19 protein-coding genes are annotated in these 26,794 nt (G+C 48.0%); 8 read left to right on the top strand and 11 right to left on the bottom strand.

Translation table 11 applies throughout. The features are described from left to right. Together SFV55_RS06465 and SFV55_RS06470 are read left to right on the top strand one after the other, a co-directional pair. Nucleotides 1-241: hypothetical protein (locus SFV55_RS06465; protein ID WP_320028659.1), on the top strand; the 241-nt coding region annotated here is incomplete at its 5' end. Between the two features lie 170 nt (nucleotides 242-411). Further along, nucleotides 412-2,658 carry a DUF5723 family protein gene (locus tag SFV55_RS06470; RefSeq protein ID WP_320028660.1) on the top strand — a complete coding sequence of 749 codons (2,247 nt, stop codon included), beginning with the start codon at nucleotides 412-414 and terminating at the stop codon, nucleotides 2,656-2,658. Between the two features lie 73 nt (nucleotides 2,659-2,731). Here the strand turns inward: SFV55_RS06470 and SFV55_RS06475 are convergent, their stop codons facing one another. The 3 genes from SFV55_RS06475 to SFV55_RS06485 form a co-directional block, all read right to left on the bottom strand. Beyond that, nucleotides 2,732-4,123 carry a hypothetical protein gene (locus SFV55_RS06475; protein WP_320028661.1) on the bottom strand — a complete coding sequence of 464 codons (1,392 nt, stop codon included), beginning with the start codon at nucleotides 4,121-4,123 and terminating at the stop codon, nucleotides 2,732-2,734. A 146-nt stretch (nucleotides 4,124-4,269) separates the two neighbouring features. Beyond that, on the bottom strand, nucleotides 4,270-4,890 hold the full coding sequence (locus tag SFV55_RS06480; RefSeq protein WP_320028662.1) for an HAD family phosphatase: 621 nt from the start codon (nucleotides 4,888-4,890) through the stop codon (nucleotides 4,270-4,272). A 20-nt stretch (nucleotides 4,891-4,910) separates the two neighbouring features. Further along, nucleotides 4,911-6,056 (bottom strand): DUF4105 domain-containing protein, encoded by a 1,146-nt coding sequence (locus SFV55_RS06485; protein WP_320028663.1) that lies wholly within the window; start codon nucleotides 6,054-6,056, stop codon nucleotides 4,911-4,913. A gap of 243 nt (nucleotides 6,057-6,299) precedes the next feature. On the opposite strand from SFV55_RS06485, the gene SFV55_RS06490 reads away from it, so the two are divergent. From SFV55_RS06490 to SFV55_RS06500, 3 genes are all read left to right on the top strand, one after another. Beyond that, a complete protein-coding gene (locus tag SFV55_RS06490) occupies nucleotides 6,300-7,214 on the top strand; it encodes a RimK family alpha-L-glutamate ligase (protein ID WP_320028664.1) in 915 nt (304 codons plus the stop codon). Nucleotides 7,215-7,381: 167 nt separating this feature from the next. After that, entirely contained in the window at nucleotides 7,382-8,386 is a 1,005-nt protein-coding gene (locus tag SFV55_RS06495; RefSeq protein ID WP_320028665.1) for a succinylglutamate desuccinylase/aspartoacylase family protein, read from the top strand. Nucleotides 8,387-8,493: 107 nt separating this feature from the next. Then, nucleotides 8,494-9,417 carry a hypothetical protein gene (locus SFV55_RS06500; protein ID WP_320028666.1) on the top strand — a complete coding sequence of 308 codons (924 nt, stop codon included), beginning with the start codon at nucleotides 8,494-8,496 and terminating at the stop codon, nucleotides 9,415-9,417. 187 nt (nucleotides 9,418-9,604) lie between these two features. Here the strand turns inward: SFV55_RS06500 and SFV55_RS06505 are convergent, their stop codons facing one another. From SFV55_RS06505 to SFV55_RS06520, 4 genes are all read right to left on the bottom strand, one after another. Next, nucleotides 9,605-10,384: a hypothetical protein gene (locus SFV55_RS06505; RefSeq protein WP_320028667.1), complete on the bottom strand. Its 780-nt coding sequence runs from the start codon at nucleotides 10,382-10,384 to the stop codon at nucleotides 9,605-9,607. Between the two features lie 69 nt (nucleotides 10,385-10,453). Continuing rightward, nucleotides 10,454-10,969, bottom strand: coding sequence for a hypothetical protein (locus SFV55_RS06510; protein ID WP_320028668.1), 516 nt, complete (start codon nucleotides 10,967-10,969; stop codon nucleotides 10,454-10,456). 73 nt (nucleotides 10,970-11,042) lie between these two features. Continuing rightward, nucleotides 11,043-12,659: a PepSY-like domain-containing protein gene (locus SFV55_RS06515; protein ID WP_320028669.1), complete on the bottom strand. Its 1,617-nt coding sequence runs from the start codon at nucleotides 12,657-12,659 to the stop codon at nucleotides 11,043-11,045. A gap of 84 nt (nucleotides 12,660-12,743) precedes the next feature. Next, on the bottom strand, nucleotides 12,744-13,832 hold the full coding sequence (locus tag SFV55_RS06520; RefSeq protein ID WP_320028670.1) for a hypothetical protein: 1,089 nt from the start codon (nucleotides 13,830-13,832) through the stop codon (nucleotides 12,744-12,746). Nucleotides 13,833-14,046: 214 nt separating this feature from the next. Here SFV55_RS06520 and SFV55_RS06525 point away from each other — a divergent pair, with 214 nt between their 5' ends. Together SFV55_RS06525 and SFV55_RS06530 are read left to right on the top strand one after the other, a co-directional pair. Continuing rightward, the gene (locus SFV55_RS06525) at nucleotides 14,047-15,468 is read left to right on the top strand and encodes a hypothetical protein (RefSeq protein ID WP_320028671.1); all 1,422 of its coding nucleotides are present in this window, start codon (nucleotides 14,047-14,049) and stop codon (nucleotides 15,466-15,468) included. Nucleotides 15,469-15,586: 118 nt separating this feature from the next. Further along, nucleotides 15,587-16,480, top strand: coding sequence for a CorA family divalent cation transporter (locus tag SFV55_RS06530; RefSeq protein WP_320028672.1), 894 nt, complete (start codon nucleotides 15,587-15,589; stop codon nucleotides 16,478-16,480). An 85-nt stretch (nucleotides 16,481-16,565) separates the two neighbouring features. Here the strand turns inward: SFV55_RS06530 and SFV55_RS06535 are convergent, their stop codons facing one another. From SFV55_RS06535 to SFV55_RS06545, 3 genes are all read right to left on the bottom strand, one after another. Further along, nucleotides 16,566-18,206, bottom strand: coding sequence for a RagB/SusD family nutrient uptake outer membrane protein (locus SFV55_RS06535; protein ID WP_320028673.1), 1,641 nt, complete (start codon nucleotides 18,204-18,206; stop codon nucleotides 16,566-16,568). A 79-nt stretch (nucleotides 18,207-18,285) separates the two neighbouring features. After that, nucleotides 18,286-18,909 (bottom strand): response regulator transcription factor, encoded by a 624-nt coding sequence (locus tag SFV55_RS06540; protein WP_320028674.1) that lies wholly within the window; start codon nucleotides 18,907-18,909, stop codon nucleotides 18,286-18,288. 146 nt (nucleotides 18,910-19,055) lie between these two features. Continuing rightward, nucleotides 19,056-22,016 carry a two-component regulator propeller domain-containing protein gene (locus SFV55_RS06545; RefSeq protein WP_320028675.1) on the bottom strand — a complete coding sequence of 987 codons (2,961 nt, stop codon included), beginning with the start codon at nucleotides 22,014-22,016 and terminating at the stop codon, nucleotides 19,056-19,058. A gap of 318 nt (nucleotides 22,017-22,334) precedes the next feature. Between SFV55_RS06545 and SFV55_RS06550 the strand changes: the two genes are divergently transcribed. Further along, the gene (locus SFV55_RS06550; protein WP_320028676.1) at nucleotides 22,335-23,102 is read left to right on the top strand and encodes an Rpn family recombination-promoting nuclease/putative transposase; all 768 of its coding nucleotides are present in this window, start codon (nucleotides 22,335-22,337) and stop codon (nucleotides 23,100-23,102) included. 107 nt (nucleotides 23,103-23,209) lie between these two features. Here SFV55_RS06550 and dnaE read toward each other — a convergent pair whose 3' ends face one another. Beyond that, a complete protein-coding gene (dnaE, locus tag SFV55_RS06555) occupies nucleotides 23,210-26,746 on the bottom strand; it encodes a DNA polymerase III subunit alpha (RefSeq protein ID WP_320028677.1) in 3,537 nt (1,178 codons plus the stop codon). Between the last annotated feature and the right edge of the window lie 48 nt (nucleotides 26,747-26,794).

Raw genomic sequence — 26,794 nt, forward strand, 5'->3', positions numbered from 1 at the left:
TAACGCAATAAAAATCGCTCAACACAACCAAAAAACAAAAAAAAAATACAAATTTTTGGTTTGTGGGTGGTGGCGCCCCCCCTCGCTACTTACAAACGTCTTTGTAAAAAACCGCGGGCGCCGCCTCAACCTCCCTCAACCAACTTATGAGTATTTTTTATTTCTTGTTTGGTTCTTTGCAGCCTTTTTTCTACCTTTAGCAAGTTTTTTTGATACAACTATTACCCAAACTTCTCATTGAAAATCAAAGCTCAACACTGGAGAGCACCCTTCACATCCTCACGACAAACAGCCTGGGCTTGAGCTCGGAACTGGAAAACAACTCGTTAAATACCAGCTTGCTGCGCAAAGCAAGGACAGCATTGTATTTTTTCAGCGGTAGCATGCCGCACTATTTATAAATGTACTACTATGAGAAAATTTACATCCCATGACTATGCTCTTCAACGCATGAGTCGCTTCTGCTTGTTGTGCTTAACGGTATTTGCGTTTGGATTGAGCCCCTTATTTGCTCAACGCAATTTGACCCTTTACAACTTGCCCGGTTTGCCGCAGTCCCAAATGATGAATGTTGGCCGGATGCCTGACTACAATTTCCACCTGAGTTTACCTCTGATCAGCAACCTCAACTTGGGGGCAAGCAGTAGTGGGTTTTCAGCCAATGACATCAAAAACATCAATTTTGATGACCAGGGCGAAAACCCCAATGGCTCCTTTTTTGAGACGAATTTTTCTGATTTCATCAACCAAATAGGGCCTTATAACACCCTTGGCTTCGATTTTAATACGACCATTCTGGATGCGGGATTCAGATTGGGAAAGGGGTACATTGGTATCCAGGGTACCGAAACCGTGCAGTCTTCTTTGGGATATTCAAAATCCTTGTTTACCACTTTTGACGAAATTCAGGGACTTACCCCTGAAGATTTTGAAAATGGCCCCCGTCGCTACAACGTGAATGGTACTTTTTTAAATTTTAACCATCATCGCACTTTGGGCGCCAGTTATACCCACGAAATTATCCCAGGCCGGCTAAGTGCGGGGCTGCGGGCCAAAATGGCGATTGGTGTTGGTCGGGCCTGGACCCGCAACGAGAATTTTAGCATCGTTGGCGATTATCAACAGGGCATTCTCGGCCTGGAAGGAAATGTCGGTTTACTGTTGGCTGGCTTACCTGCGGCCTTTGATTCTACCCAGGGCATTGGCACCTACCTTAAAGGGACAGGGAATCAAGGCTTGGCTCTTGATTTGGGCGCGCAGTTTCGGGTCAATGACAAAATTGAAGTGTTTGCGAGCCTGGTCAATTTGGGTCAAATCGTTTGGAAAAACAACCTTACTGAATACGGCTACAGCACCAAATACCTGGATTTTTATGCCAATCAGCCCGAACAAGCTGAAGAAGCATTGGAGCAGGTCATTGATTTTGTGACCACTCCCGAAAAGACCAAATACCTTGGGAAAATCAAGTCGCCTCTGCCCATGTATGTTTATGCCGGAGGAAATTACCACTTTAATAAAACCTTTACTGCTGGAGCCATGGTCAATTTGGAACGGCTGGACGGCTTTAATTATTGGAACTTTACACTCAATGGCCGGGCTAATGTAGGCCGGGTACTACAAGTTGGGGCAACCCTGGCTCAGGTACAGGGAATCGGCTTCCAGGTGGGTGCTGGCGCTGCCATCAACCTTGGCCCGCTACAAATTTATGCTGCTTCGGATAATGTTGCTTCTGTTGTCAATCTAGGCAATGCGCGCAATGCACAGCTCAATGTGGGCATCAATCTGGTTTTTGGTCGGGGCAAAACGAAAACCGATGTAGCCATGCAAGATAGCACCCTGAGTGATGATACCCTGATTGCCTCAGTGGATTCAAGTGAGCAAAAAAAGATGAAGGCCAGGCCAGAAAAAGTGAAAAAGGAAAAAACCACGGTGGCAAAAACCAAGGAGCGGCCTGAGCCCGCTTCCAAACCCGTCAAAACAACTCCGGCACCAGTCAGTACCCCTGTTCTTGCCGCCACACCAACGCTGCGCCCTTGGGTGAATTTGCGGGCCACTACTTACAATGCAAGTAGCAAAGAGTTGGTGACGGGGGTTACCATAGAATTGTACCAAAAGCAAGCTGATCGGGAGATATTGGCCTTTGTACGGGGCAACCCGGGAGTCGACATTATGGCACCAATGGAGCGCAACCGGGAGTACCGCGTAGTGATAAAGAAAAATGGCTTTAAACCTACCGAGGCAAACATATCTTTGGACGAACTGGCAGGTGTAGCAGAACTGAAAAAAGAGTTTTTCCTCGAAATCGCGCCAGTGGAGCCGCCTACTGTAGTGAGCAAGCCGATTGAAAAACCCGTTGAAAAACCAGCCATGAATGCCGACACTACGGCCAACAACCAGCCTGATGCAACCAAAGTTGCTCCAGACGCTAAAAACGATGTCGCCGCACCACAGCCCAATAGCAACAAACTCCTGGTCTATATGCTGGTAAGCAGTGCTGATTTAAAGCCCACTGCTTCGGCAGATGGAGCGACGGTGATTAAAGTTGGTGCCGGATACCGGGTTCAAATTTTGGAAAAAACCAACTCGGATTGGTGGTTGGTGAGCTTCCGGGGCTACAATGGGTATTTGCCTGCGAAAGTACTTAGGGAAGAAAAATAAGGGGAATGACGAATCCCTCAGCACTTCGACTTTGCTCAGTGACCGGGGGATTCGTCATTTGAATCATTCGTCATTAATTCTGCGGTTTCACCGTAGCATTGAAAGTCCGCATATCGCTAAAACCCTGGTTAGAAACCGATAAGGTAATTGTCGTATTCTGAGCCGTTTCGGCATCAATCCTGAAACGTACGCGGAAACCATCTTCCAACACAGAGGGAACTGTAACGCCTTTGGTCACATTGGTACTCCCTAAAGTTAGCGTAGCAGATACGTCCAGATCATTCAGTGCCAAAGGTGCCGTTTGTGGTGTCAAGGCCGGAGCAACCGGGAAAAAAGACAAAGGTGAGTCCTTCCACCAAGTGCGGAAAGCATTAAAACGTGAGACATAAGTTCCAATCAACGCCGAGCCAATATCGGTATCCCGAATATTGCGATAGTTGAGTTTAACCGGAATGGTATCTATGATGTTGTGGGTAAACATAGCCGTAGCTGGAACCTGGGAAAAATCTACGTTCAAAATCCAGGTGCGGTTGTTGGCCCGATTGCCCAAATCCCCTACAATCATGGCCTTGGGTAATACATTGGCAAATTGCAACAACCCCGACACCAAGGAGGGATTGGCATTGAGTCTCAAACGGTATTCACCCGTTGAATTGATGTAAAAGAAAGACCCGTTCAAGGCCCGAGCGAAGGCAACCAGTAAGCGCCCGTGCGTTTCCAGACTGCTGTAGGCCAATCCCAATGCCTCAAACAAACAAGGGTAATACGTTTTGTAATCGGCCCCGGTACAGACAGCAGATGGCCCTACTGTATTGATGGGAACAGAGCGTAGATTGCGTAAAGCGGTATTAAAGTCTTTAAAGAAGTTTTTGTTGGCCAATAGGATAATGGCTACACTACGCTTTTGGTTTGCATTAAGGGTATTGAACAAAAATTGAGTGGTATCTCGAATCTTGCCCAATTGCGCTGCGGTGGTTGGCGTAGCCGGATTAAAATAATTGATGTTTGGAGTGACCTCATCCCGCAAATAATTGGAAATGATTGCATCAGCGGTTTGATTACCCAGGCCAGTCAGAGTATCTATTTTGATGCTCAATAAGGTCCGCAGTGCATTGATGCGTACCTGATGGGTTCCAACAGGCAAAGTGCTTGGCGCAATAAAATAATAGGTGAGCCCGTCTACATCTTTCACAAAACGAATGGTATCGCCATTGCCACTGATGCCCACTACGATATCTGCTAAGTAAACCGAATCCAACTTGAATTTGTCAAACTTGCCATTGGTGGTAGTCAACGTTAGGGAGTCGTACTCAGCGGGGTCAGGGTAAATGTCATCAAAACGCTCTAACTCGCAAGAGGGCAATGAAAGGACAATGATGCCTAGTAGAAGTCCCAGACTTAAGAGGATGCTCGAACTCTTAAAGGCGGTCCTTGAGCGAAGCCGAAAGATGTTAGTAGTTTTCATTCTCAAAGTATGTTTAACCATAAAAGTAGTAAAGTACACGCAGGTCTTTTACGAGGAGGGTATAAAATAGCTTAGCCTTAAGCTTTTTATAGATGGTACATTTGTGAAGGATAGCCGTAAAAATAGCAATTTTTTTCAAGCTAGAACTACAAGACGCCTTTTTCCACCAAAAATTCCCGTAACTGCTCCGAAGATTCAAAATGCACCGCTGGCAAGCCTACGTCCCAGGCGCCCACTACATTTTTGAAGTTGTCGTCGATGAACAAAGCCGTGCTGCGCTCAATGTTGTAACGATCCAAAATCAACTCATAAATCGCCGGATCGGGTTTGATTAATTTTTCATCACCAGAAACTAAAACCCCTTCAAACCAGTGCATAAATGGAAAAATTTCCAGGGCGTAAGGCCAGGTTTCATTCGACCAATTGGTGAGCGCATACACCCGGTGGCGGCCATTTTGGAGGATTTCCTCCAAAATGGCTACGGTACCTTCCACTGCACCATTGAGCATTTCGGTCCAGCGGCCATAAAAGGCCTGGATCTCACTTTCGTAATGAGGATGTTCGGCTATCAAGGTCTCAGTGGCTTCTGCCAGGGTACGCCCGGCATCTTGTTGTTCGTTCCAATGGCCGGTGGTGACTTCTGCCAAAAAACGTTCCATTTCTGCCTCATCGGCAAAAATTTTGCGGTAAAGGTAACGAGGATTCCAGTCGACCAGCACGCCGCCGAGGTCGAAGATGATGGTTTCAAAAGTAGATGGGTATTGCATTGGGTAAACTTTATTGCTACTTAATTAGGCAGTTTAAATAATGGAATTTTCAAAGCACAACGCAGCATGACTGCGAGTAGAATAGGGATGATGGCCGGGTGAAAAAGTTGTGGCGAAAAGGGGAAAAAAAGCAATGTAAATGCACACAAGCCCCCGATGATCCACAACCAGATTTTACGTTTGCCCCCCAAAGATCCCAATGCGATGAAATACAGTGGATTGGCCCATAATACATTCAGGTTGTATTTGGTCGCCAGGTGATCGGTGCCCAGCCACAAAAACAACATCAAAGTTCCCGCCAGAGCAATCAACACAAAAAACAAACGATCCAGGATGTTGACGGGTAATTTGTATTTCAAAAAGCCAAGCCCAACCCAAAGCAACATGATGATGGAAATAAGCAACAAAGGCTTCGGAGCTTTGGATGGAGGCAGCGGGGCGGCAGGTAAAAGTTGAACCTCGGGCCCGGTAATGGCTTTGCCCTGGTAACGGGCATGAGGCAGGTTTTTGCCCAAATAATCGGGTAAAAACATCTCGTAACGGAAAGTCCCCATTTGATCCGCTGGGAGCCCCAAGATCAAATCAATACCAAAGTCGGACCAGGGCATTTCTACCAGGTATTCGTCCAACAGGCGCCGCAGTGGTTTGATCGTGCGGCTGGTATCCGCATAGGCAATCGGCAGTGCGCGTTCCACTACGTCTCTGATCCGAGTGGCACAGTTGTCGAAGAAAAAATCGTACTTGTATTTGCGATTTTCGGGTAAATAATTGGTTTCGATGGTGTTCAACAACTTGCGTTTGGCCTCCAGGGGCAGCAAAACGGGAGTTTCCACCACACTGCGTTGCAGGTATTGGTATTCGGAATAAAAGTCAATGAAGCGTTGTCCACCCATTTGGTACAACAACTTCCCCCGCATGAATTTCCAGTAAAAATTGGGGGTATCGAAATCAAAAATCCCCCAGTTGAATACGGCGTCCATACCACTCATGGGATCGTATACCCGTACTGCACTGTGCCCAAAGGTACTATATAGGGCATTCCCTGGTGAACAGGTCAACAAACTGACCCGGGTACTGTCGGAAAAATTGAATTGGGTTTGCGCTGAAAGGGGCAAAGAACCAGCCCCCATAAGCAAACAGAAAAGTACGATCAGGCGAAAATACATGTACATGCGGGTTGTGGATGAATCGTGAAGCAAGGTAAGGAGAAAAGTTGAGAAGTTGAGGTTATGCAACACTTACACACCTTCACACCCACACATCACACTCACACCCTATTTTATCGACGAATGTCCGTCCAAAACAATGACCTAAAAATTGTTGGAATGCACTTTAATCGTAAATTGCTGCCCGGAGGAGGCCCTCCAGCAGTTTTGTATAATTCCATTGAATATTCCAAGTAAGCAACAATGAAAATAGGCATCCTTTCCACAGCGCAGGAGGTATACTCCACCCAGTCGCTGTTGCGCTGCGGCCTAGCTCGTGGCCACCAAATCGAGCTCATCGACTACAACCAATGCAGTTTGGTGATGGAACAAGGGCGGGCCGAAATGTATTACAAAGACTTCCCCCTCAGTCATTTAGATGCAGTTATTCCGCGCATTTCCACTTCTTTTACCCTTATGGGTGCATCGGTGCTTACCCAATTGCGCTTGATGAAGGTTTTTTCAACCCTCAAACCGGAAGGTTTATTGCTGGTGCGCGACAAACTTCGCTGTTTGCAACGCCTGCAAGAAGTGGGGGTTGATGTACCACAAACTGCTTACGTAGGAGATGGCCAGGCTATCGGGCCTCTGATATCCATGGTTGGAGGATTACCCGTAGTCATCAAGCTGCTGGAAAGCACCCATGGCCTTGGGGTCATTTTATCTGAATCCTACCGCAATGCGGAATCTACCATAGAAGCTTTTCAACGACTCAATGAAAGGGTGATCATCCAGGAATTTATCCGCGAAGCCAAAGGAGCGGACATTCGTGCCTTTGTGGTCAATGGTAAAGTAGTCGCTTCAATGAAACGCCAGGCTCGTGATGGCGAATTTCGTTCCAATTTGCACCGAGGGGCCAGTGCCCAGCAGGAGCCGCTGACTATGGAAGAGGATTTTGTGGCCCGCACTGCCGCAAAAGCCGTAGGTTTGGATATTGCCGGGGTGGATATCCTCCGTTCTGAACGAGGGCCGCTGATCATGGAAGTCAATGCCTCGCCTGGCCTGGAAGGCATTGAAACTTACACGCAGGTAGATGTAGCGGGCAAAATTTTTGATTTTGTGGAGAAAAAAGTCTTCGCTCTGCGAAACGGCAAGGTGCGAAAAAAAGTAGCTGTCTAAGCATTTCGGATTTGGGATTGTGGATTTCGGTGCTGCTTCGGTATTGAAGGTATAGGTATTTCAGTTTTTGTACCTTACTTTTGAAGCATTCAGATTCGCTTAGACCTGAAAAACCACCGAAATCCGAAATCCGCAATCCGAAATCCCAAGTCCGCAATCCGAAATCAATGAACACAGGTTATTCCCGTAGCAAAGCCACCCAAAGCAAACCGATCAAAATTTACAATACGCTCATTGAAGCGGGGCAATACGCTGTGATCAAAATTCCGGTGGGGCGGATTCCATCGGGCAACATCATCTCCATCAAGGCACACGTGTACCGAGGCCCCCGGGTTGGGCCTTGTATGCTGGTATTGGGCGGGGTGCATGGCGATGAGGTGAATGGAGTAGAAATTGTGCGCCGCTCAGTTGAACAAGGGGTATTTACTCACCTTCATGCCGGAACTGTCATTGCCATCCCATTGTTGAACGTGTATGGTTTCATCAATTTTTCACGGGATGTTCCCGATGGTAAGGACGTAAACCGGAATTTTCCTGGCAATGCGAATGGGTCTTTGGCCTCCAGGGTAGCCCGGATATTTACACGCGAAATTTTGCCAGTAATTGATTTTGGCATCGATTTTCATACGGGGGGGCGTGGACATTACAATTACCCACAAGTGCGTTATACTACTGAACACGGACCGAGTTTTGAACTGGCTCAAGCTTTTGCAGCACCATTCACCATTGCGGGTAAGTCTATCAAATCGTCATTGCGACGTACGGCGGTTGAGCTCAACAAACCCATTGTGGTATTTGAAGGAGGCGAAAACCTGCGTTTTGATGAATTTTCCATCCAGCAAGGGATTTTGGGCATGCGCCGGGTGATGATGCACAAGGGAATCCTCAACGATGCTCCCGCTGCTGAGGCGAGTAAACATTTTGCCGACACTGCCTGGTTGCGTTCTCCCCGCGCTGGTATGTTCCATTGGGTGAAGTGTTCGGGTGAACAGGTGAAAAAAGATGAGGTCATCGCCTACATCACCGACCCATTTGGAGAGGAACGGACCCAGGTCAAAGCCAAAAAAAGTGGCTTTATTATTGGCCACAACAATACACCAGTGGTGAATCAGGGCGACGCCCTTTTTCACATTGCTTTTAACCCCAAACCTAAATCAAAGTTGAAGAGTTGAAAAGTTGAGGAGTAGCTATCGCAGCGTTTTTGACCTAATTCTTGTCTAAATAGCTGCGGTAGCAACTCTTCAACTTCTCAACTTCTCAACCTTTCAACTTTTTAACCATGCCTTTTGTACTGCTGGCTTTTTCCAACAAACAGGACAACTACCTGGACTTCATCAAAAAAGAAACCTCCGAGTTGCGCAAGATTTTGTTGGGACTAAAAAATAAAATAGACTACGAGATCATCAGCAATGCGACTACTGATGACCTTTTTGAAGCCATGACGGTTTTTCATGATCAGGTTACCGTTTTTCATTATGGAGGGCATGCGGATAGTTTGCACCTGGAGTTGGAAAACCGCAATCAGGGCATTGAGCAATTCATCCAGTTGTTGAAAGGAATGTCCAATTTGCAAATCATCTTCCTCAACGGCTGTTCTACGCAAGGGATGGTAAGCAAAATACTGGATGGCATTGACCGGGATATAGCCGTAATCGCTACTGCCACCAAAGTGGATGATGAACGCGCTTTTACCTTTGCTAAGGCTTTTTACTCCGCATTCACCCAGGAGAATCAAACCCTGGAAGGCGCCTTTGAAATGGCCAAATCTTTATTGGATGCTGCCGATATTAAAGAAGCGACCTTTAGTCGGGGGATCATCCACCGGCCAGGGGATACGCCTGAATCTCCCATGCCCTGGGGCGTGTACGGCAATATTGGGTTTACCAAAAAAATTCAACTGATCAAAGGGGATACAGTTGCAGCAGTCAAGTCTCTGCCAGGCTCTTTGGCAGAATTTAAAGACAAGCTCAAAAAGTTGGTAGCAATGGGTGAAATTGAGGAAGCTTTAAATCTAGCCGAATTAAAGATAGGCCTGGATAATGATATTCTGGTTAATATTATGGGGCGTTGGAGCAGGCACAGCAAAGACATTCAGCGGGGAAACATTTTAGCTGGTTCTGACTCAGCCAGATTGGAGGAAAACCGCATTGGCAACAGCATCACTGGTTGGTTAGAAGGCCTCGATGATGATGACTGGAAATAAAAGCACCTTCGTGGTACGATGATCACGAAGTAGTGGGGCAAAAATAAGTGATCTTTTTTCCTGAGTCAGAGGATTAGATAAGGCGCTTAAAATGAAACGTTTACTTATCTAATCCTCTGGCAAAATGATCACTTATTTTTTTATCGCCCCGAAGGCGCTCCAAGAAGAACTATTATAAATACACTCACTAGTTATTTAAAGCACCCTGCCGAATCCAGTTGCGGATTTTGCGGATGTCACAATCAGGTAGTTTGCCATTTTTAGGCATGGCACTGTAACCGGGAGACTGCACCAGACTGCCCAAAAACTTACCATTGTCGACATATTTTTTGATCTCCGCATACGTACTCAACAGAATTCCACCGCCCGAAGCAGCCGTACCACTGTGGCAACCTTTGCATTGCAAAGTGACAATGGGTAAAATATTGTTTTTGAAACTGGTTTGGGTAGAATCACAGACCCCATCACAAGTCAGGTTTTTGGCACCCTGCTGTACCCATTTCAAAATACTAGCTTTATCCGCATCACTCAAGGCCGACATAGGTGGTGGCGGCATCCGTTCGCGGGTGCTGTTGAGCGAGGAATAAATTTTGCTACTGGCCGGGCTGTTGACCCGAATGCCACCCGTTTTGATGGTATTGGCGTAGGAGTCGAGGATGATGCCTTCCTCGCGGGAAGTGGCATCGTGGCAACCAGATAGCGCGCAATTGGAGCGCAAAATCGGCAATACTGACAGTTCGAAGTAGATTGAATCCGGGGAGCAGGGTTTGCCTGTGGTTACTGTACCTCCTCCGGTTCCTCCAGAGCCTCCGGTGCTGGTGGTATCCTGGGGAGTACCTGGATCGACCTCACCAATGTAGATGTATTCCTGTTTGCAGGCAAAAATCAGCAGACTCAGCACAAAGCTGATAGCTGATGCCTTAATGAAGAAGTGTTTGGATACCATGGTAGTTTTGTGTTTTTCCATAAAAAGCTTGGCCATATTGAACAAGCCAAGATTAAAGCAATTGTAATCAGCAAAGGTATGAGCGCAGGTCTAATTTCTTTGACAAAAAACAGTACCATTGGCCTGAAACATCACCCTTACGTCGGAACCACCACCGCCGCTACTTTTGCGCAAGCGTACATAATAACGCTTGCTACCATCAGCATATTGGAGTTCTTCCACATCGTTGTCGTCCTTTATTTCGTAACCTGCAAACAGTTTGCTCCTATTGCTGGATACGGCGGCTGGCAGTTGCCCTTCGGCTATACGGATCGCTTTAAACACAAATTTTTCATTAAGATCAAATACCAGGTGGAGTTCCTGACTGGCTTTCTGGATGCCCACCTTGATCGTGTACTGATCTTTGCACCAGTCTTCTTTTTCTACTTCGTAGATGCTGTAGCCTGCATAGTTTTGGGAAACGTAGGACTTGATGCCAGCGGATACATTGGTGGTATTGGTATTGCTGTCGTCTCCAGAAGGCGTTGCACCATCTTTGCTACATGATGCAAAAATCAAGACTAAGGCAAAAAGACTAGGAATGAATTGAACAAATAACTTTTTCATATTGACTGGTTTAAAAGAATCTGTGCGGCGTTAAAAATGCCGCACAGATTCAACTGTAAAAAAGGGGAACTTATTACTTCTTCTGACAGAACACTGTACCATTGGCGTTGAACATCACCCGTACATCGGAGCCACCGCCACCGCTGCTTTTGCGCAGTCGCACGTAGTAGCGCTTGCTGCCGTCGGCATAAGTGAGTTCTTCAACGTCGTTGTCGTCTTTCACCTTGTAGCCAGAGAATTGAGTCTTAATGGCGTTGGCCACTGCGCTAGGTAGCGCTGCTTCTCCAATTCGTTTGGCTTCAAAAAGGAATTTTTCATTGAGGTCAAACACCAGGTGTACTTCCTTGCTGCCGTTTTTGATGCCCACTTCAATCAAGTATTGATCGTCGCACCAGTCTTCCTTTTCCACCTCGTAAATGGTGTATCCTGCATATTTGCTGCTCACAAAATTCTTGATGGTCGTCGATACATTTACAGTAGAGTTGCTGTTGTCGTCGCTGCCACCAGAGTTGCCGCTACCATTGCTACCTGAGCCGCCATTGTTGCTGTTGTCGTCGGTGCCACCGGAGTTGCCACTGCCACTGCCTGAACCTGAACCATTGCCAGAGCCGCTACCGCCGGTGTTGTCATCACTGCTGCTGGAGCTGGTTTTTTGGCAAACCAGGCTACCATCGGCTCCCAACATCAGTCGCAAATCCTTGCCTGCACTGGAACGCAAGCGTACATAGTAGCGTTTGCTGCCATCAGGGTAACGCAGTTGTTCGATGGATTTGTCGTCTTTGAAGGTGTAAGTAGGGTATTGGGTTTTCAGGACATTGCTCACGGCTGGGGGAAGGGTAGTTGCACTAATCCGGATGGCGTCGAAGAGGAATTTGCCCTTGAGGTCAAACATCAGGTGTAGTTCGTCGCTGCCTTTTTTAACCCCAATTTTTAACACATACAAACCATCGCAGAGGTCCTCTTTTTCAGCCTCATAAGCTACATAACCAGGGTATTTACTGGTGATGAACTGCTTCAGGGAGTCGGGAATGGTGGTCAGGCTGATGCTGCCAGTACTGTTGCTGTTGTCGTCAGTGCCATTTCCATTGCTGTTGTCATCATCGTCGTCGTCATCATCGTCGTCGCCCTTGTCCTCATTCGAATCATCATCGCTGCTTTTTCCAGAGCACCACATTTCGCCAGTTTTGGAGAAAGTGATTTTGACGTCGTTGCTCAATTCAATTTTGAAGGCAGCTAAGCCGTATTCATGTTTCAATTCCACTTCTTTGATGCCCACATTGGGGAATTTTTCCTGCAGGTAAGCCTTGATGTTGGCTGGAATTTTATCAGCCAGGTAGTATTCACTGCGCTCATTGTCGTCGCCAATGCTAATCAGTTCACCTTTGGCGTTGAACAAGATTTTTTTCTCTGTGCCGACTTTTTTCAATTCTACACCATAAAACAAGGAACTATCCTGCGTAAAAACATATACATCCTGCGTCGTAAAGTCGCTGTAGTTTTTTTGCAGGTATTCCTGGGCTACGATCGGGAGTTTATTGAAAGAAGTACTCGTTTTTCCAGCACAAAAAACGTTGACACTGCCATCCAATTTGAACAGCTCTTCGGCTGATACAGTAAAGGATTCTTTGTTACAAGAAGACATGCCTACGGCAAGCGCGGTGATGAACCACGCGAAAAAGAACTTTTTCATCGTTTTGATTTTTTTGGATGTTTGACCGATATGGAAAAGGTGCCTGGCTCACGGATGAGCCAAGCTAGCCCAGTACATAATCAGTCAATATGAATGCGTTAGAATAAGCGATTTGTTGACAAAACCTGTTTCTCCACTACCTTTCAGCAGGTATATCCCCGGCGGATTGTTGCCCGAATCAATGCTCCACTGCCCGGGACGATGTTGTTGGAGTCGAATGGGAATGACCCGCCCCAGTTGATCGTACAAGGTCCAATGCTGGATTTCCAAAGGTGTTTCCACCCAAAATTTTCCATAACTCGGATTAGGGCTGATTTTAACCAACTCTGGATCCTGCTTCAGGTTTTTGACTCCCACCAGTTTGGGGTTACTGGTCACAAAAATGACCAGGGTATCGTGGGCAATAGCAGTCGATTTCAAATTTTGATCAACCAGCAGTACACTATCAATGGTGATGCGCAAGGTATCCACCGGGCGTCCCACGATGATGTCTTCGATGACCAACTTGATCTTGCCCATACGCCCAAAACCCGTGGCGGCTTTTTGGTTGGTGCGGGTGATGGCCAGTTCCGACTGCCCGTTATTGCCTGGATCAACGTAGAGGTCGATGCTCTCTTCCCCAGTACCTTCGTACCATGGTGCCACTTCGTCTTCAAAGTCAGTTGAGCGAACCAGGCGATTGGTGTAACCCATTTGTAGAGCCAGTCCGTAAAAATCAACAGGCTTGCTGGCGTCGGCCAGGTTGACATCAACCAGGATGGTGGAACCAGGAGCGACAATGTTTTGCGTGGTACTGAGTTTGAGCTGAGGTGCCTGACCTTTGATGCCTTTGGAAAAACCATCACCCCGTACAACCCCGTGGGTCAGGCCAAAATTGGGTTCAATGACATCCTTGCTGTCCTTTTCATCTATCTCCCCGTCGCCATTGCCGTCAGCAAAAGCGTAGTTCAAACCATTGGAAAAAAACTGGGACCAGGCCGTAAAGTTTTGTGCTTGCCAACTTGTGCTGGCACCGCTGCGCACAGGGCCCTTGGCATTGTAAGCCAAACCCACAAAAAGCAAATCTACAGCGTTGACTTTACCACTGTTGTTAGCATCACCCGGCCACATGACTTGTGCCTGGGTACTGAACCCGAGCGTGAGGCTGATGAAGATGCTAAAAATGTATTTCATAGACTGTTTGTTTTTTCGTCTCGTGCAATTCATAGCGTAAAGGTAGGGGCTTAAAGTATATATTGTCAAGCTTCCTTAGATTACATTTTTAATGCTTTGTCGGTGATTAAAGTCAGCGTAAATGGGCGGGTAATTTAATTTGTAGTTATATTTACAGGAGTTTTTGTTTTTAATTTAATTTTTTATTTAATTTGAAATAAAAATTTGTCAATTTTTGGAAAAGAAAAAACTCTACCTGAACCTCCAAATACTGAGTGCAGAAGAAGTAAAAAGGCTGCGCAGCCTCATTCAGTCGGGTTATTTCCGACAAAATGAAGCCTGTGAGAAGCTTTTATTGTATCTCTTGAGCTTTTGGCCCAACTACCAACAGCCAGAGCTGGAAAAAGAACGGGTATGGGCACAACTTTTTCCCGAACAAACTTTTGTAGACAAACAATGGCGCTATTGGTGCAGCGATGCGGTGGGTTTGATTGAGTCATTCTGGACCCTGGAAAAACTCTTTCAATCGGGTGCCCTGGCCGATTTACTTTTACACGAAGTGTTGTCCGAAAAAAAGCTGGATAAAAACTTCCAGGAAGTTAACCGCCGGCTGGAGGCACGGTTTGCTAGACCCCAAACCCACGATGTACCTTACCTTAAGGATCGCTTGCATTGGCTGAATACCAACGAACTGGCTTTCCAGCGCAGTCGCCAGCGCCGTTTCGACCTCACCCTGCAACATTCTTCGGATGGTCTCGACGCTTATTATTTTTTACAAAAGTTACAATATGCCTGTGTGATGCTGGACAGGCAGGCCATTTTGCAAGGGGAATACGATACCGGGATTTCGGAAGCCTGGGTGGAGCATTTGTTGTCGCGCAATTTTTTTGGCGAGCCACTCATCCAATTGCACTACGTGATTTTGAAGGCCCTCCAGGAAGAGGACAAGGAGGAGCATTTTGTGACTCTGCGGGAAAGCATCCTGGCCGAAAGAGGGGAGGGGAGCACCCTGCGCGATGTGTACTTGTTTGCCATCAATTATTGCGCCCGAAAAATTCGCCAGGGCAAAGGGCAGTACGTGCAGGAAGCCTTGAATCTGTACCACCACGGGCTGGAGCGGGGCCTGCTGCTGGAAGGCAAGGAGATTTCGCCCTGGACCTTTACCAATGTAGTGAAGCTTTCACTGCGCCTGCAACAGTTCGCCGAGATTGAACTGTTCATCGAGCGTTACGCCGAGCGTTTGCCCAGCGAGCTCCGTGCCGATGCCCTCGCCTTCAACCGCGCTGAATTGTACTACTACACCGGGCGGATTGATGAAGCGCAGAGTTTATTGAATCAGGTGAGTTACTCCGATTTGAATTATTACCTGGGTGCCAGGGTACTCCTGGCCAAACTCTACTACGAATCCGGCGCAAGCAAATCGCTGCTCTCCCTCCTGGCGGCCTTCACCATTTTTTTGAAGCGCAACCGCCAAATTTCCAGCGCGCTCAAACAGACTTACCTCAATTTTTGTGAACTGCTGTTTCAGCTCATCCGCCGCAAACCGGAACAAATGGAGGCGCTAAAGGAAAAGGTGCAGGGGGTGCAGTTGTTGACGGATCGGGGCTGGTTGTTGGAGATGCTGGGTAAAAGGTTGAGGGAGGTTGAGGGAGGTTGAGAGCTGCCCAGCGATCCGGTCACTGAGCGTAGCCGAAGTGCAAGGATCGCTGCGGCAGCTTAAACCTCCCTCAACTTTCTCAACTTTTTTCTTAGCTTGCATCAAAAATTATCGCCAAGTGGAAAAAACCATCTACCAAGGCAGTTTTACCTGGCTAGACGTTACACAGCCCACCAAAGAGCAGCTTTTGGACATTGCTGCACGCTTCAATTTGCATCCTTATACCGTGCAAGATTGTTTGGAACCGGATCATTTGCCCAAGTTTGAGATGGATGGAGAAGCGCGTTTCGTCATTGTACGCTCCTACAACCCTAAAGAACTGGAAACCCCCCATTCGGTACAGGATCTGACCAGTAAAATTGCAATGTTTTACACCAAAGACTGCATCATCAGCATCCACCGCTTGCCTCAACCGTACATTGAGGAGATTGTGAGCCGGTACTTGGGGAAAGGACATCATTTGAAGCCTTGTGATGTCGTAACTCACGTGATTTGGTACGCTGTGGCTACTTACGCAGGCCCGGCGCAATACCTGGATGATGAGGTGGACAAAATTGAAACGGCTATTTTTGCCCGGCACTCGCGAGGCAAGTTTGAGGAAAAGCTCTACCACCTGCGGCGCATGGTGAGTGTGAATAAAAAACTGCTGACTTTGACGGAAAGAGTCATCGCGGAGGTGCACCACGATACCCACTCCAATCACTTTATCCAGGACTTGAAAGACCTTACCCTGAAGTTGCACAGCAACTACGAACAAATCCACGAAGACGTCTCCAACCTCCTGAACATTTACATCTCCATCTCGGCCCACAAGACCAATGAGGTGATGAAGGTATTGACCATCTTTTCGGTCTTTTTTATGCCCCTGACTTTTATTGCGGGTATTTATGGAATGAATTTTAAGTACATGCCTGAATTGAGCCAGGTATGGGGTTATCCGGCGAGCCTGGGGCTAATGCTGGTGATTATTGTGGTGATTTACGTGTGGTTTAAAAGGAAGAAGTGGATGTGAAAAGTGAATGATAAATGATGAATGATAAGTGATGAATTCACGAACAATTCATCATTCATCACTTATAATTCATCACTTATTACGTTTAATACCCCGGATTCTGCCGTAACCCCCTTCTCCGGTTCAATTCATCCTGCGGAATAGGCCAAAGCTCGTGCTTGTTGGCGGTGTATTTGATTCCCTTATCCTGTTTTTCCCTTTTGTTGCTGGTCTCGTAAAAATCAGTGCTGCCTAAATTATAGGTCACAAATGAGCCAAGGGTGCCAAAGATTTGGTTGAGCTGTTTGGTGCGCCGCAAATCAAAGATACGATGTCCTTCAAAGGCCAATTCGGAACGGCGTTCTTTGTAGATGGCATTGAGCAGGGCGCTTCCACTTAGCCCAGGGTTGGTATTGAGTTTGGCGCGCTGGCGTACTTGCCCCAGGTATTCTATGGCAATCCCCGTATTGTTGGTATGGTAAGCTGCTTCGGCGGCGATCAGGAGTAAGTCCGCGTAGCGCATAAAGATCACGTTGTGAGGTAATTTGGTGCCTGAACCGCCAAAGCGCTGCTCCGAAGGCGTATACAGTTTGCGACTAAAACGAGCCGATTTGCTCACGTCCGGGCGGGCATTGAAACGCTTGGTCGTATCACCTGGAACTGGTTGCTGGTGTTTGATGATGGTCCATTTGAGGCGTACACTGTCCTGATCTGCCAGGTAATGTTGCTCCAGATTGGAAGTCGGGCATAAGTAACCCCAGCCTTTTTCAGCGCGGGTACCACACATAAGTGGGATAGGATTTCCAAAAGCGTTGAATGGCCATACTCCGGTGCCAATGCTAAAAATAAACTCCCGGCTGTTGACATTGCTGGGGTTCCAGAGTTGACCAAAGTCGGGCTCAAGGGCATAGTCACCAGCTTCGATTACCTTTTTGGCGGCATTTAAAGCAGTTTCCCAGTTCCCATCGTACAATTCAGCTTTCGCCAAAAAAGCCAGTGCAGCCCCCTGTGTAGCCCGACCACGGTCTTTGGCATTTTGTTCGGTCAAGGTAGGCAGTACCGCCGCGGCTTCGGTCATATCCTGTTTGATTTGGCGGTATACTTTTGCAACTGAAGCTCTGGTCATGGTATCCAGATACTCGGTGGTAACCACAGAGGTGATGACGGGCACGCCACCAAAATTTTTGACTAGTTCAAAATAATAAAAGCCCCGCAAGAATTTTGCCTCGGCAGTCAACCTGTTTTTTACATTTTCGGCAATTTTCGAAGTGCTCAACCCAGCAATGGCGCTATTGCACAAGAAAATACCTTTGAAATTGGACTGGTAAAAATCGCGCAAACGCTCACCTCGGGTGTCCAGGGTGTAATGCCCAGCTTGCATGATTTCCAGGCGGCGCTTGAAAGGGGGAGCCGCAATGGTATCGTTGCGGGCTTTATTGGAATCCAGCGGGTTGTTGGAAATACGCGGAGGGTTGATGTCGTAATTTTTGACGGTATCGCCTACCCAGGCGTCGTCGGTAGCGGCATCATTACAAAGGCGCCAGAAGTGGACTTGCCACCAATCGTCGAAGGCCAGGGCATTGTAGCACAGCCGGACTGCACCGTCGCAATCGCTTTCAGTGAGGAAACGTTGTTCTTGAGTGGAGAGTTCGATGGGGCCTTCGAGCAGGTTTTCTTCCAGTTTTTCACAGGTAACCAAACCAATCACCACCAAAAGGAAGAGCAATACGCGTAATACTAGTTTCATTCCAGTCCTTCTTTTTAATCTGCAAATCTAACGTTTATTGCTCATATAAATTTCCTGCTACTTAAGAAGCTGTTTGAATTTATATAAAGCGCTTATCTTTGGCCATTTTGATGGCATCAGCCTTGGAGTGCACGTCCAGTTTGAGGTAGATGTTTTTGATGTGGGATTTCACGGTCTCCATGTCAATGTACATTTCTTCAGCGATGCGCTTGCGACTTTTGCCGAGAGAAATTTGTTCCAGGATTTCGGTTTCGCGGCGAGTGAGGGGAGAGTTTTGATTGCGGTGAAAGGACTTGATGACCAAACGGGCTACATTGGCACTCATGGCTCCGCCACCTTCCATCACTTCTTTGATAGCATCGACCATCTTTTGTGGACTGGCATCTTTGGTGAGGTAACCATTAGCTCCATTGACCAGGGCTTCAAAAATGGTGTGCTCGTTTTCGTAAACGGTTAGCATGATCACCGGGGTATTGGGTAGGATTTTTTTGATCTTGAGAAGGGCATCAATGCCGTTGAGCCCTGGTAGCTCGATGTCGAGCAGGATGACATCGGGAGCGTCAACATGGAGCTTTTTCGCTGCGTCTTCGTATGAAGCGTAGGTGCTGATCACGGCGTAGCCCTCCATACCGCCGATGAGGTAGGCGTAGCTGTCGCGGATGGTTTCGTCGTCTTCGATGAGGGTTACGTTTATGGTGTACATGTTCTAATGTTTAGCATCGCATGGATAAAGTTATGGATGGCCTCCCTCTCCTGATTCCCACGACTAAAGTCATGGGGTGAGGCTGTATGGCGGCCTCCCACGGATAAATCCGTGGGTTGGTGGGGTATGCACCATTCCATATTTTTTCAAACAGGGGCGCTCTTTTTTTCTTTTAAGCCAAAACGGAGTTCAAGTCGCGTGCCGCCTAGGGGGAGCAGGGCAAAATCCAATTGAGCATTGATGCGTTTGGCGCGAACCTGCATGTTGTCGATGCCGTGGCCTTTTTTGATGTTTTCCAAAATAAACCCTTTACCATTGTCGCGCAGGATGATCCGCCAGGATTGGTTACCAATGGGCATGACTTCAAAAGTTACGGCTTGGGCCTGGGAGTGCTTTAGGCAATTGTTCAGCGCTTCTTTAAAAATCATGATTAGGTTGCGACTGTAGTCGATCGGGACATAAACATCGTGGTAACTGTCCTGGATGCCTTCACAGGAGAAATCAATCCCCGTATCGGCAAAAAGATCGACGCCCAAATCGCGGATGCGGGTCAGGATTTCAAAAAGATTGTCGCTGGAAGGGTTGAGCGACCAGATGATGTCGCGCGCTCCGCCGTACAATTGCACCGCATTTTCCTTGATTTGCTGGACGATGCCTTTAACATCGGGCTGTTGGGGGCCTAGTTTGTTTTGCAGGATTTCAGTCAACAGGGCGATGCGGGTCAACTTGTTGCCCAATTCATCGTGAAAATCTTCGGCAGTTCGGCGGCGTACTTTTTCCTGCTCTTCTTGCCGCAAACGATCGATTTGGCGTTTGCGCCGTAAACGCAAGCGCACCCGAATGGACTGGATTGCTACTCCAAGGAGTACTAAAAAGCCAATTGTCCCGCCCCGAAACCAGGGCATTTGGTAAAAAGGGGTGATGATTTCAAAGTGATAATTGAGGACTTTAGGGGTCCATTGACCGGCTTTGTTGCGGGCACGGGCCTGGAAAACAAACTTACCGGGGGGCAAATTTGGGTATTCTACTTTGTGGTTGTTGGAGAGCACCGACCAATTCGAATCCAATCCTTGAATGCGGTACTGGTACTGCATGCCTTGTGGGTCTCGTAAGGAAACTGTAGCAAATTCAAAGCCAAGGTGGTTTTTGCGCGGGGGTAAACGCAAATTTTGGGGCACATTGTACCAAGGATTTAGGCCTTTATTCCATTGCCCGGCTTGCAGGGGTTTGGAAAACAGTTTGACCGATTGTAAAATGACCTCGGTCGGCGGAGCTGTTGCGTTGGGGGTATAAGCATGGTAGTGGAACAGCCCTTTGGTGGTGCCAAACCACACCGAACCATCCCGATCAATTAATGTTGCATGTTGATTGCTTTCCCAGTTTGGGATTCCTGCAGTAACGCTAAAATTGTCGATTTGATAGGTTTGTGTTTTAGCATCGAGCACCAAACGGGCAAACCCCTGTCCGGTACCAGCATATAGAATACCTTTTTTGCTCACACTGAGGTTGTAAACGATATTGGAAGGCAATCCTGATTTTTGACTAAAATGTTTGAACGAATTGCTGGGCAAATCCCACAAAAACAGACCGTTGTCCGAACCAATCCATACTTTTGAACCCTGTTTTGCGGCACAGATGACGGTTGATTTGCGGAGCAAGTCCGGTTGCTTGCGCAGAATATTCTGGTCGCTTTGCAACAACAAGATACCCCTGGTACTGCCGACCAACAATGAATCCTGACCAAGGTCCAAAAAACAGGAACTAAAAAAGTTGTAGGCCTTGAGCTGTTCAAAATGGCCACTGTCGTAGCGCATTATGCCAGTAGGTGTACCAATCCAAATGCGTTGCGCCCGATCCTCGTACAAGTTCAGCACCACCCCCTGAGGTAGGCCATCTTTGGTATTGAGCAATTGGGTGAACTTGCCTTGTTGGTATCGCCAGAGTCCCATTCCTTCGGTACCAACCCACAAGTGGCCACTGTGGTCGGCAATGATGGAGTTGATGCGTTGCGCTCCGGCTGGAGGTAGCCGAACAGCTTCAAATCCCTGTTTGCCCAAGCGAGCCAAACCGCCGCCGTAGGTGCCTACCCAAATCTGCTGTGCAGAATCGCGGCAGATGCTCATTACCGAAGCGGCAGGCAGCCCGGTGGATTCATCGTACTGCTCAAACGTATCCCCTGCGTACCTGAAAACGCCATCTCCACCGGCCATCGCCAACCAGAGCTGCTGCTCGCGATCGATGAATAAATCGGTGACAACATTATGAGAGAACCCATTGCCACGGTCAAAGCGGCGGATGCCATCTGGCTTCATTTGATACAAGCCATCTTGAGTGCCCAGCCAGAGGTTTTTGTTTTGGTCAAAGGCCAAACGCCTTATCCTTCCTTTGACTGTTTCGGCAAAACCGGGTGGATTGAATTGTTCATATACGCCACGTCTGCGGCGGAACACCCCGCCACGGGTAAGCAGCCAAAGGTTGTGATCAGGATCGGAATAGAGCCGGTAGGGTGCGTTAAGCGCTTTGTCGCCAGCAGGCAGTTCAATTTCCTGCCATTGACCTTGGTGTAAGGTGTATAGTGGAGCCTCGGGGCCACAAGCCCAAATTTGTCCCTGGTGATCGGCAAAAACCTGCCGAAATTCATGGCCTTCAGGCAAATCTGCTTTGATGATTTTGCCCCGATCAATACCGTATACTTTGTCTTTGACAATGCACCAGATGCGGCCCTCTCGATCTTCCGCCATGGAGCTGACTTCGCTTTGTTCGGGTGCTTTAAAAAAATAATAGTTCTTGAACCGGGATCCATCATAACGAGATAGGCCATTCTGGGTGCCTACCCAAATTCGCCCCTTGCGGTCGGCTAAAACAGCCATGCAGATGTTGTTAGCCAAACCATCGTTCATGGAAAATCCCGTGAAATGTTGGCCATCATAGCGGGAAATGCCCCCCATTGTTGCAATCCACAGGTGTCCCTGTTGATCCTGGCACAGTGCATTGGCTTGCGACTGGATGAGGCCGTGTTCTACATTCAGATTGACGAAGTTGTACTTCTGCGCCCATACTCCCGTCAATAGTACCCAACTTATGACCCAACATATGCTTCTTTTCATCCGGTAGACAATGTGCTAGCAAGTTACAACATAGACCATAAAAATGAAACCCCTACCAAATGGGCAGGGGATCATGAGAAACTGCTCTATCGTCGGGTGAAAAAATGTCTTTACCAGCAGACTAGATGATGAGGCATCATGGTCAGTGGATAAGACAAAATTACGATGGAATGGTGGAATGGAAATCCCCCGGTTGGGGGGAAAAATAGGGTGTGGGTGTGAAAGTGTGAAAGTGTGGGTGTGTTGGCCTTTCATTCCTCCAAGGCATCCCGCCAACCCATAGATTTCGCTGCAAGAATGGGTATAAAGTGTGAAAGTGTGGGTGTGTTAGGGCAGTCCCTTGCGGCTTTTATTTTTGAACACAAAAGCAAACGCGAACCCCGCCCCCATCTACAGCTCTTGCGCTACATGCTGGATGCCTGGTCGGAGCGATTGCACCAAAACAACAAAAAACTGAATCCCATTATTCCGATCCTGGTGTATCACGGCAAACAAGGTTGGAAAAAGCGGGACTTTGACAGCTACTTTGGGAAAAAACTGCCAGAAAGCATCTTGCCATTCCTGCCCCGTTTTGACTACATCTTTACCCACGTCACGGATATGAGCGACGAACAAATTCTGGAATTGGGAAAAGGTTTGTTGATCAACACGTTCCTGATGCTCAAACACATCCATGATCCTGACTTCATCATGCACAACGCAGAGCTCATTTTCATCAATTTAACTGAACCTCATAGCCAGCAGGATTTCATTGTGTTGGTGCTTGCCTATTTTTACAAAAATTCGCAACTTGCAAAAGAAAAAATCCACAGATTTATTCAGAACCTACCAAAAACCCTAAACAAAACAGCTATGAGTACTTATGATATGATTTTGGAAGAAGGAAAAAAGATCGGAGAAAGAGAACGTCAACGACTTGAAGAAGAACTTGAAGAGGCGCGTCAACAAGTCAACAAAGTTATCCTCTACCTCTATCAAATTGACCAAAAAACTCCTGAAGAAATAGCTTTGATTGTAAGCAAAGATCAGAATTACGTCGAAACCCTGATCAGCAATTCAGAGGAAGAGAACATCGCTGACAATTAGCAGGCTATCGCCAACCCACGGATTCATCCGTGGGAGGCAACCATACAGCCTCACCCCATGGCTTTAGCCGTGGGAAAATAAGAGCAGAGAAACCCGAAACAGACCCCTTAATTTAACACATACTCCAGCCCCAATCTCCCCAACTCTCTTATAAAATCATTGTCCGCATTCACCTTCCGGTCCAGCGACACCATATTCACCCGCATTTTTGCCGCGGGATCCAGGATTTCGACCTTGAACTTGTGCGGCCCGGCATGCGTCCGACACAAACCATCCAGTTCGGCAATGATCGTTTCGGTGATCCGTTCCAGGGGGAGTTTGAGCGTAATCGACTCTGTCATACTCAGGGCGATGCCTTCCAGCAGGCGTACTTCCAGAACTTTGAAGTCCATTTCCCCATCATCTTTCCAACCCTTTTGGAAGCGGCCTTTTACGAAGATGGCGATGCCGTCGGTGAGCAGATGGCGGTGTTTTTGGTAATCCTCGCCAAAAAGTTTGATTTCGTAGGAACCTGTGTAATCACTGATTTCGAAGATGCCCCAACCATTGCCATTTTTGCTGACCCGGTGGATGGTTTTGGTCACCATGCCGCCCACCTGGACGGTTGGTTTGTTCTGCTGGTTTGGGAGCTGATCGATGGTACAGGTCATGAAGTGTTCGATCTCCACCCGGTAATCATCCAGCGGGTGGCCGGAGATGAAGATGCCGGTTACTTCTTTTTCCCGATTCAATTTTTCCAGGAGCGACCAAGGCTCCACTTGTGGCAGCGGTGGCTCGGGCAACATCACCGAATCGCTCATGTCGCCAAAGAGGGAATTGGCCGATTGAGAGTGGGTAGCCCGTACCGCACTGGCAAACTTGATGGCGTGTTCGAGTAAAGTGTCGTATTTGTCCGAAGGCGCAAAATACTGCGCCCGGTGGGTGCCTTCAAAACAATCAAAAGCGCCACCCAGAGCCAAACTTTCCAGGGCTTTTTTGTTGACGGCCTTCATGGGCAGTCGCCGCAGCATTTCAAAGAGGCTTTTGAACGGCCCGTTTTTGCGCTCCTCTACAATTTCATCTACCGGGCCTTCACCCACACCTTTGAGGGCTGACATGCCAAAACGAATTGCCCCAGCCTTGTTGACCGAGAAGTCCATTTCCGATTCATTGATGTCGGGACCCAATACAGGGATTCCGCCCCGGCGGCATTCTTCCAGGAAGAAGGTGATTTTGCCAATGTCGTTTTTGTTGTGGGTCAAAACCGAGGCCATGAACTCAGCCGGGTAATGCGCCTTGAGGTAGGCCGTTTGAAAGGCCACAAAGGCATAACAAGTTGAGTGCGACTTATTGAAGGCATAGGAGGCAAAAGCTTCCCAGTCCTTCCAGATTTTTTCCAGTTTATCCTTCGGATGACCGCGCTTTTCCCCACCTTCCAGGAATTTGGGGTACATGGCATCCAGGTCAGCTTTGAGTTTTTTACCCATTGCTTTTCGCAACTTATCCGCCTGACCTTTGGTGAAACCCGCCAGTTTTTGCGACAGCAACATCACCTGCTCCTGGTAAACGGTGATGCCGTAGGTATCCTTCAGGTATTCTTCGCAGTCGGGCACATCGTAGGTGATGGGCTCCCGGCCGTGTTTACGGGCAATGAAGTTGGGGATGTATTCCAGGGGACCTGGGCGGTAGAGGGCGTTCATTGCAATCAAGTCCTCGAAGGTGGTGGGCACCAATTCCTTCATGTACTTTTGCATCCCTGTACTTTCATATTGGAAGATACCGACCGTTTCACCGCGTTGGAACAATTTGTAGGTATCTTCGTCTTCCAGGGGTACTTCGTCTACATCCAGCTTGACACCGTGGTTTTTTTCAATCATCGCCACGGCATCCTTGATGATGCTGAGGGTTTTGAGGCCCAAAAAGTCCATCTTGAGCAAGCCTGCCGATTCGGCCACCGAGTTGTCAAACTGGGTGATGTACATGTCCGAATCCTTGTCCACCTTCACGGGGACGTACTTGGTGATGTCGTCGGGCGTAATCACCACTCCGCAGGCGTGGATACCCGTGTTGCGCACGGAACCCTCCAGTTTGCGGGCGGTTTGGATCATTTGCCCAATCTGGTCCTGGCCTTCGGCCAACTGGCGAAACTGGTTGGCTTTTTCTACGTCTTCGGAGTTGAGTTCGGACTTGAGTTTGGGATCGATGCCTTCTTTACCCAAAATTTTGCCCAAGGTAGCTTTAAGGTGGACGGGAAAGGTTTTGGCCACCCTGTCCACTTCCGCAAGGGGAATGTTCATCACCCGACCTACGTCGCGTAGCGAAGACTTGGCGGCCATGGTGCCGTAGGTCACAATTTGAGCCACCTGATTGCGCCCGTATTTGTCAATCACGTAATCAATGACCTGTTGCCGACCGTGGTCGTCAAAATCAATATCAATATCGGGCATGGAAACCCGTTCCGGATTCAAAAAGCGCTCAAAAAGCAGGTCGTACTTGATAGGGTCCACGTTGGTGATCCCGATGCAATAGGCTACCGCAGAACCTGCCGCTGAACCCCGACCAGGGCCTACCGAAACGCCCATCTGGCGGGCCGTCGTAGTAAAGTCCTGAACGATCAGGAAGTAGCCAGGATAACCAGAGTTTTGGATAACCTGCAACTCAAAATCCAAACGTTCCTTTATTTCCGGGGTAATGTCCCGATAGCGTCGCCGCGCGCCTTCATAGGTCAGGTGACGCAGGTAGGCATCCTGAGTGTCAAAACCAGGTGGTAAGGGGAAAGCGGGTAGCAATACCTCGCGTGCCAGGTCCAGAAAATCAACCTTGTCGGCGATTTCAATGGTATTTTCCAGGGCTTGGGGGACATCGGCAAAAAGCTGGCCCATTTCCGCTTTGGTCTTAAAAAAGAAGTCGGAACTGGGGAATTTAAAGCGGCCTTCTTCTTCCAGGTACGTACCTGTGTTGACACAAAGCAGGATATCGTGGGGCAACCAATCCTCCTCGTTCACATAATGGGAGTCGTTGGTGGCAATGACTTTCAGGTTGTATTTTTTGGCAAAACCCAACAAGGTCTGGTTGATGTCCTCCTGACTGATGCCCAGACCATCGATGTTTTCCAAACCTCGGTGGCGCTGGATTTCGATGTAGTAGTCTTCACCAAACAGGTCGACCCACCAACGCAGTTGTTTTTCAGCTTCCTCCAGTTTGCCGTGCATGATCAACTGCGGAACTTCCGCCCCAATGCAACAACTGCTGGCGATCAAACCCTCATGGTATTGCACCAGCAGCTCCTTGTCAATGCGGGGGTATTTGCCGTACAGACCTTCGATGAAGCCCAGGGAACACAATTTGGACAAGTTTTCGTAACCCTTGGCATTTTTGGCCAGGAGCAACTGGTGGTAGCGCTCGTCGGATTCCCCTTTGGCCCGGGAGAAGGCTTTTTGGTGCCGGTCTTTGACCAGATAAAACTCACAACCGATGATGGGTTTGAGGTTGCGTTTTTTGGCCTCCGCTACAAATTTAAATGCCCCGAACATGTTGCCGTGGTCGGTCAGGGCAACGGCTTTTTGTTCGTCCTTTACGGCCTTGTCCATCATTTGGGTAATGGAGGAAGCACCGTCCAGAAGTGAGAACTGCGTATGGCAATGGAGGTGGAGAAAATCGGGCATTTTTGTTTTGTATTTGTTGCACAGATGCTTAGGAGATGTTTGTACATC

The sequence above is a fragment of the Haliscomenobacter sp. genome (assembly GCF_033763495.1).
In the GTDB taxonomy this organism is placed as follows: domain Bacteria; phylum Bacteroidota; class Bacteroidia; order Chitinophagales; family Saprospiraceae; genus Haliscomenobacter.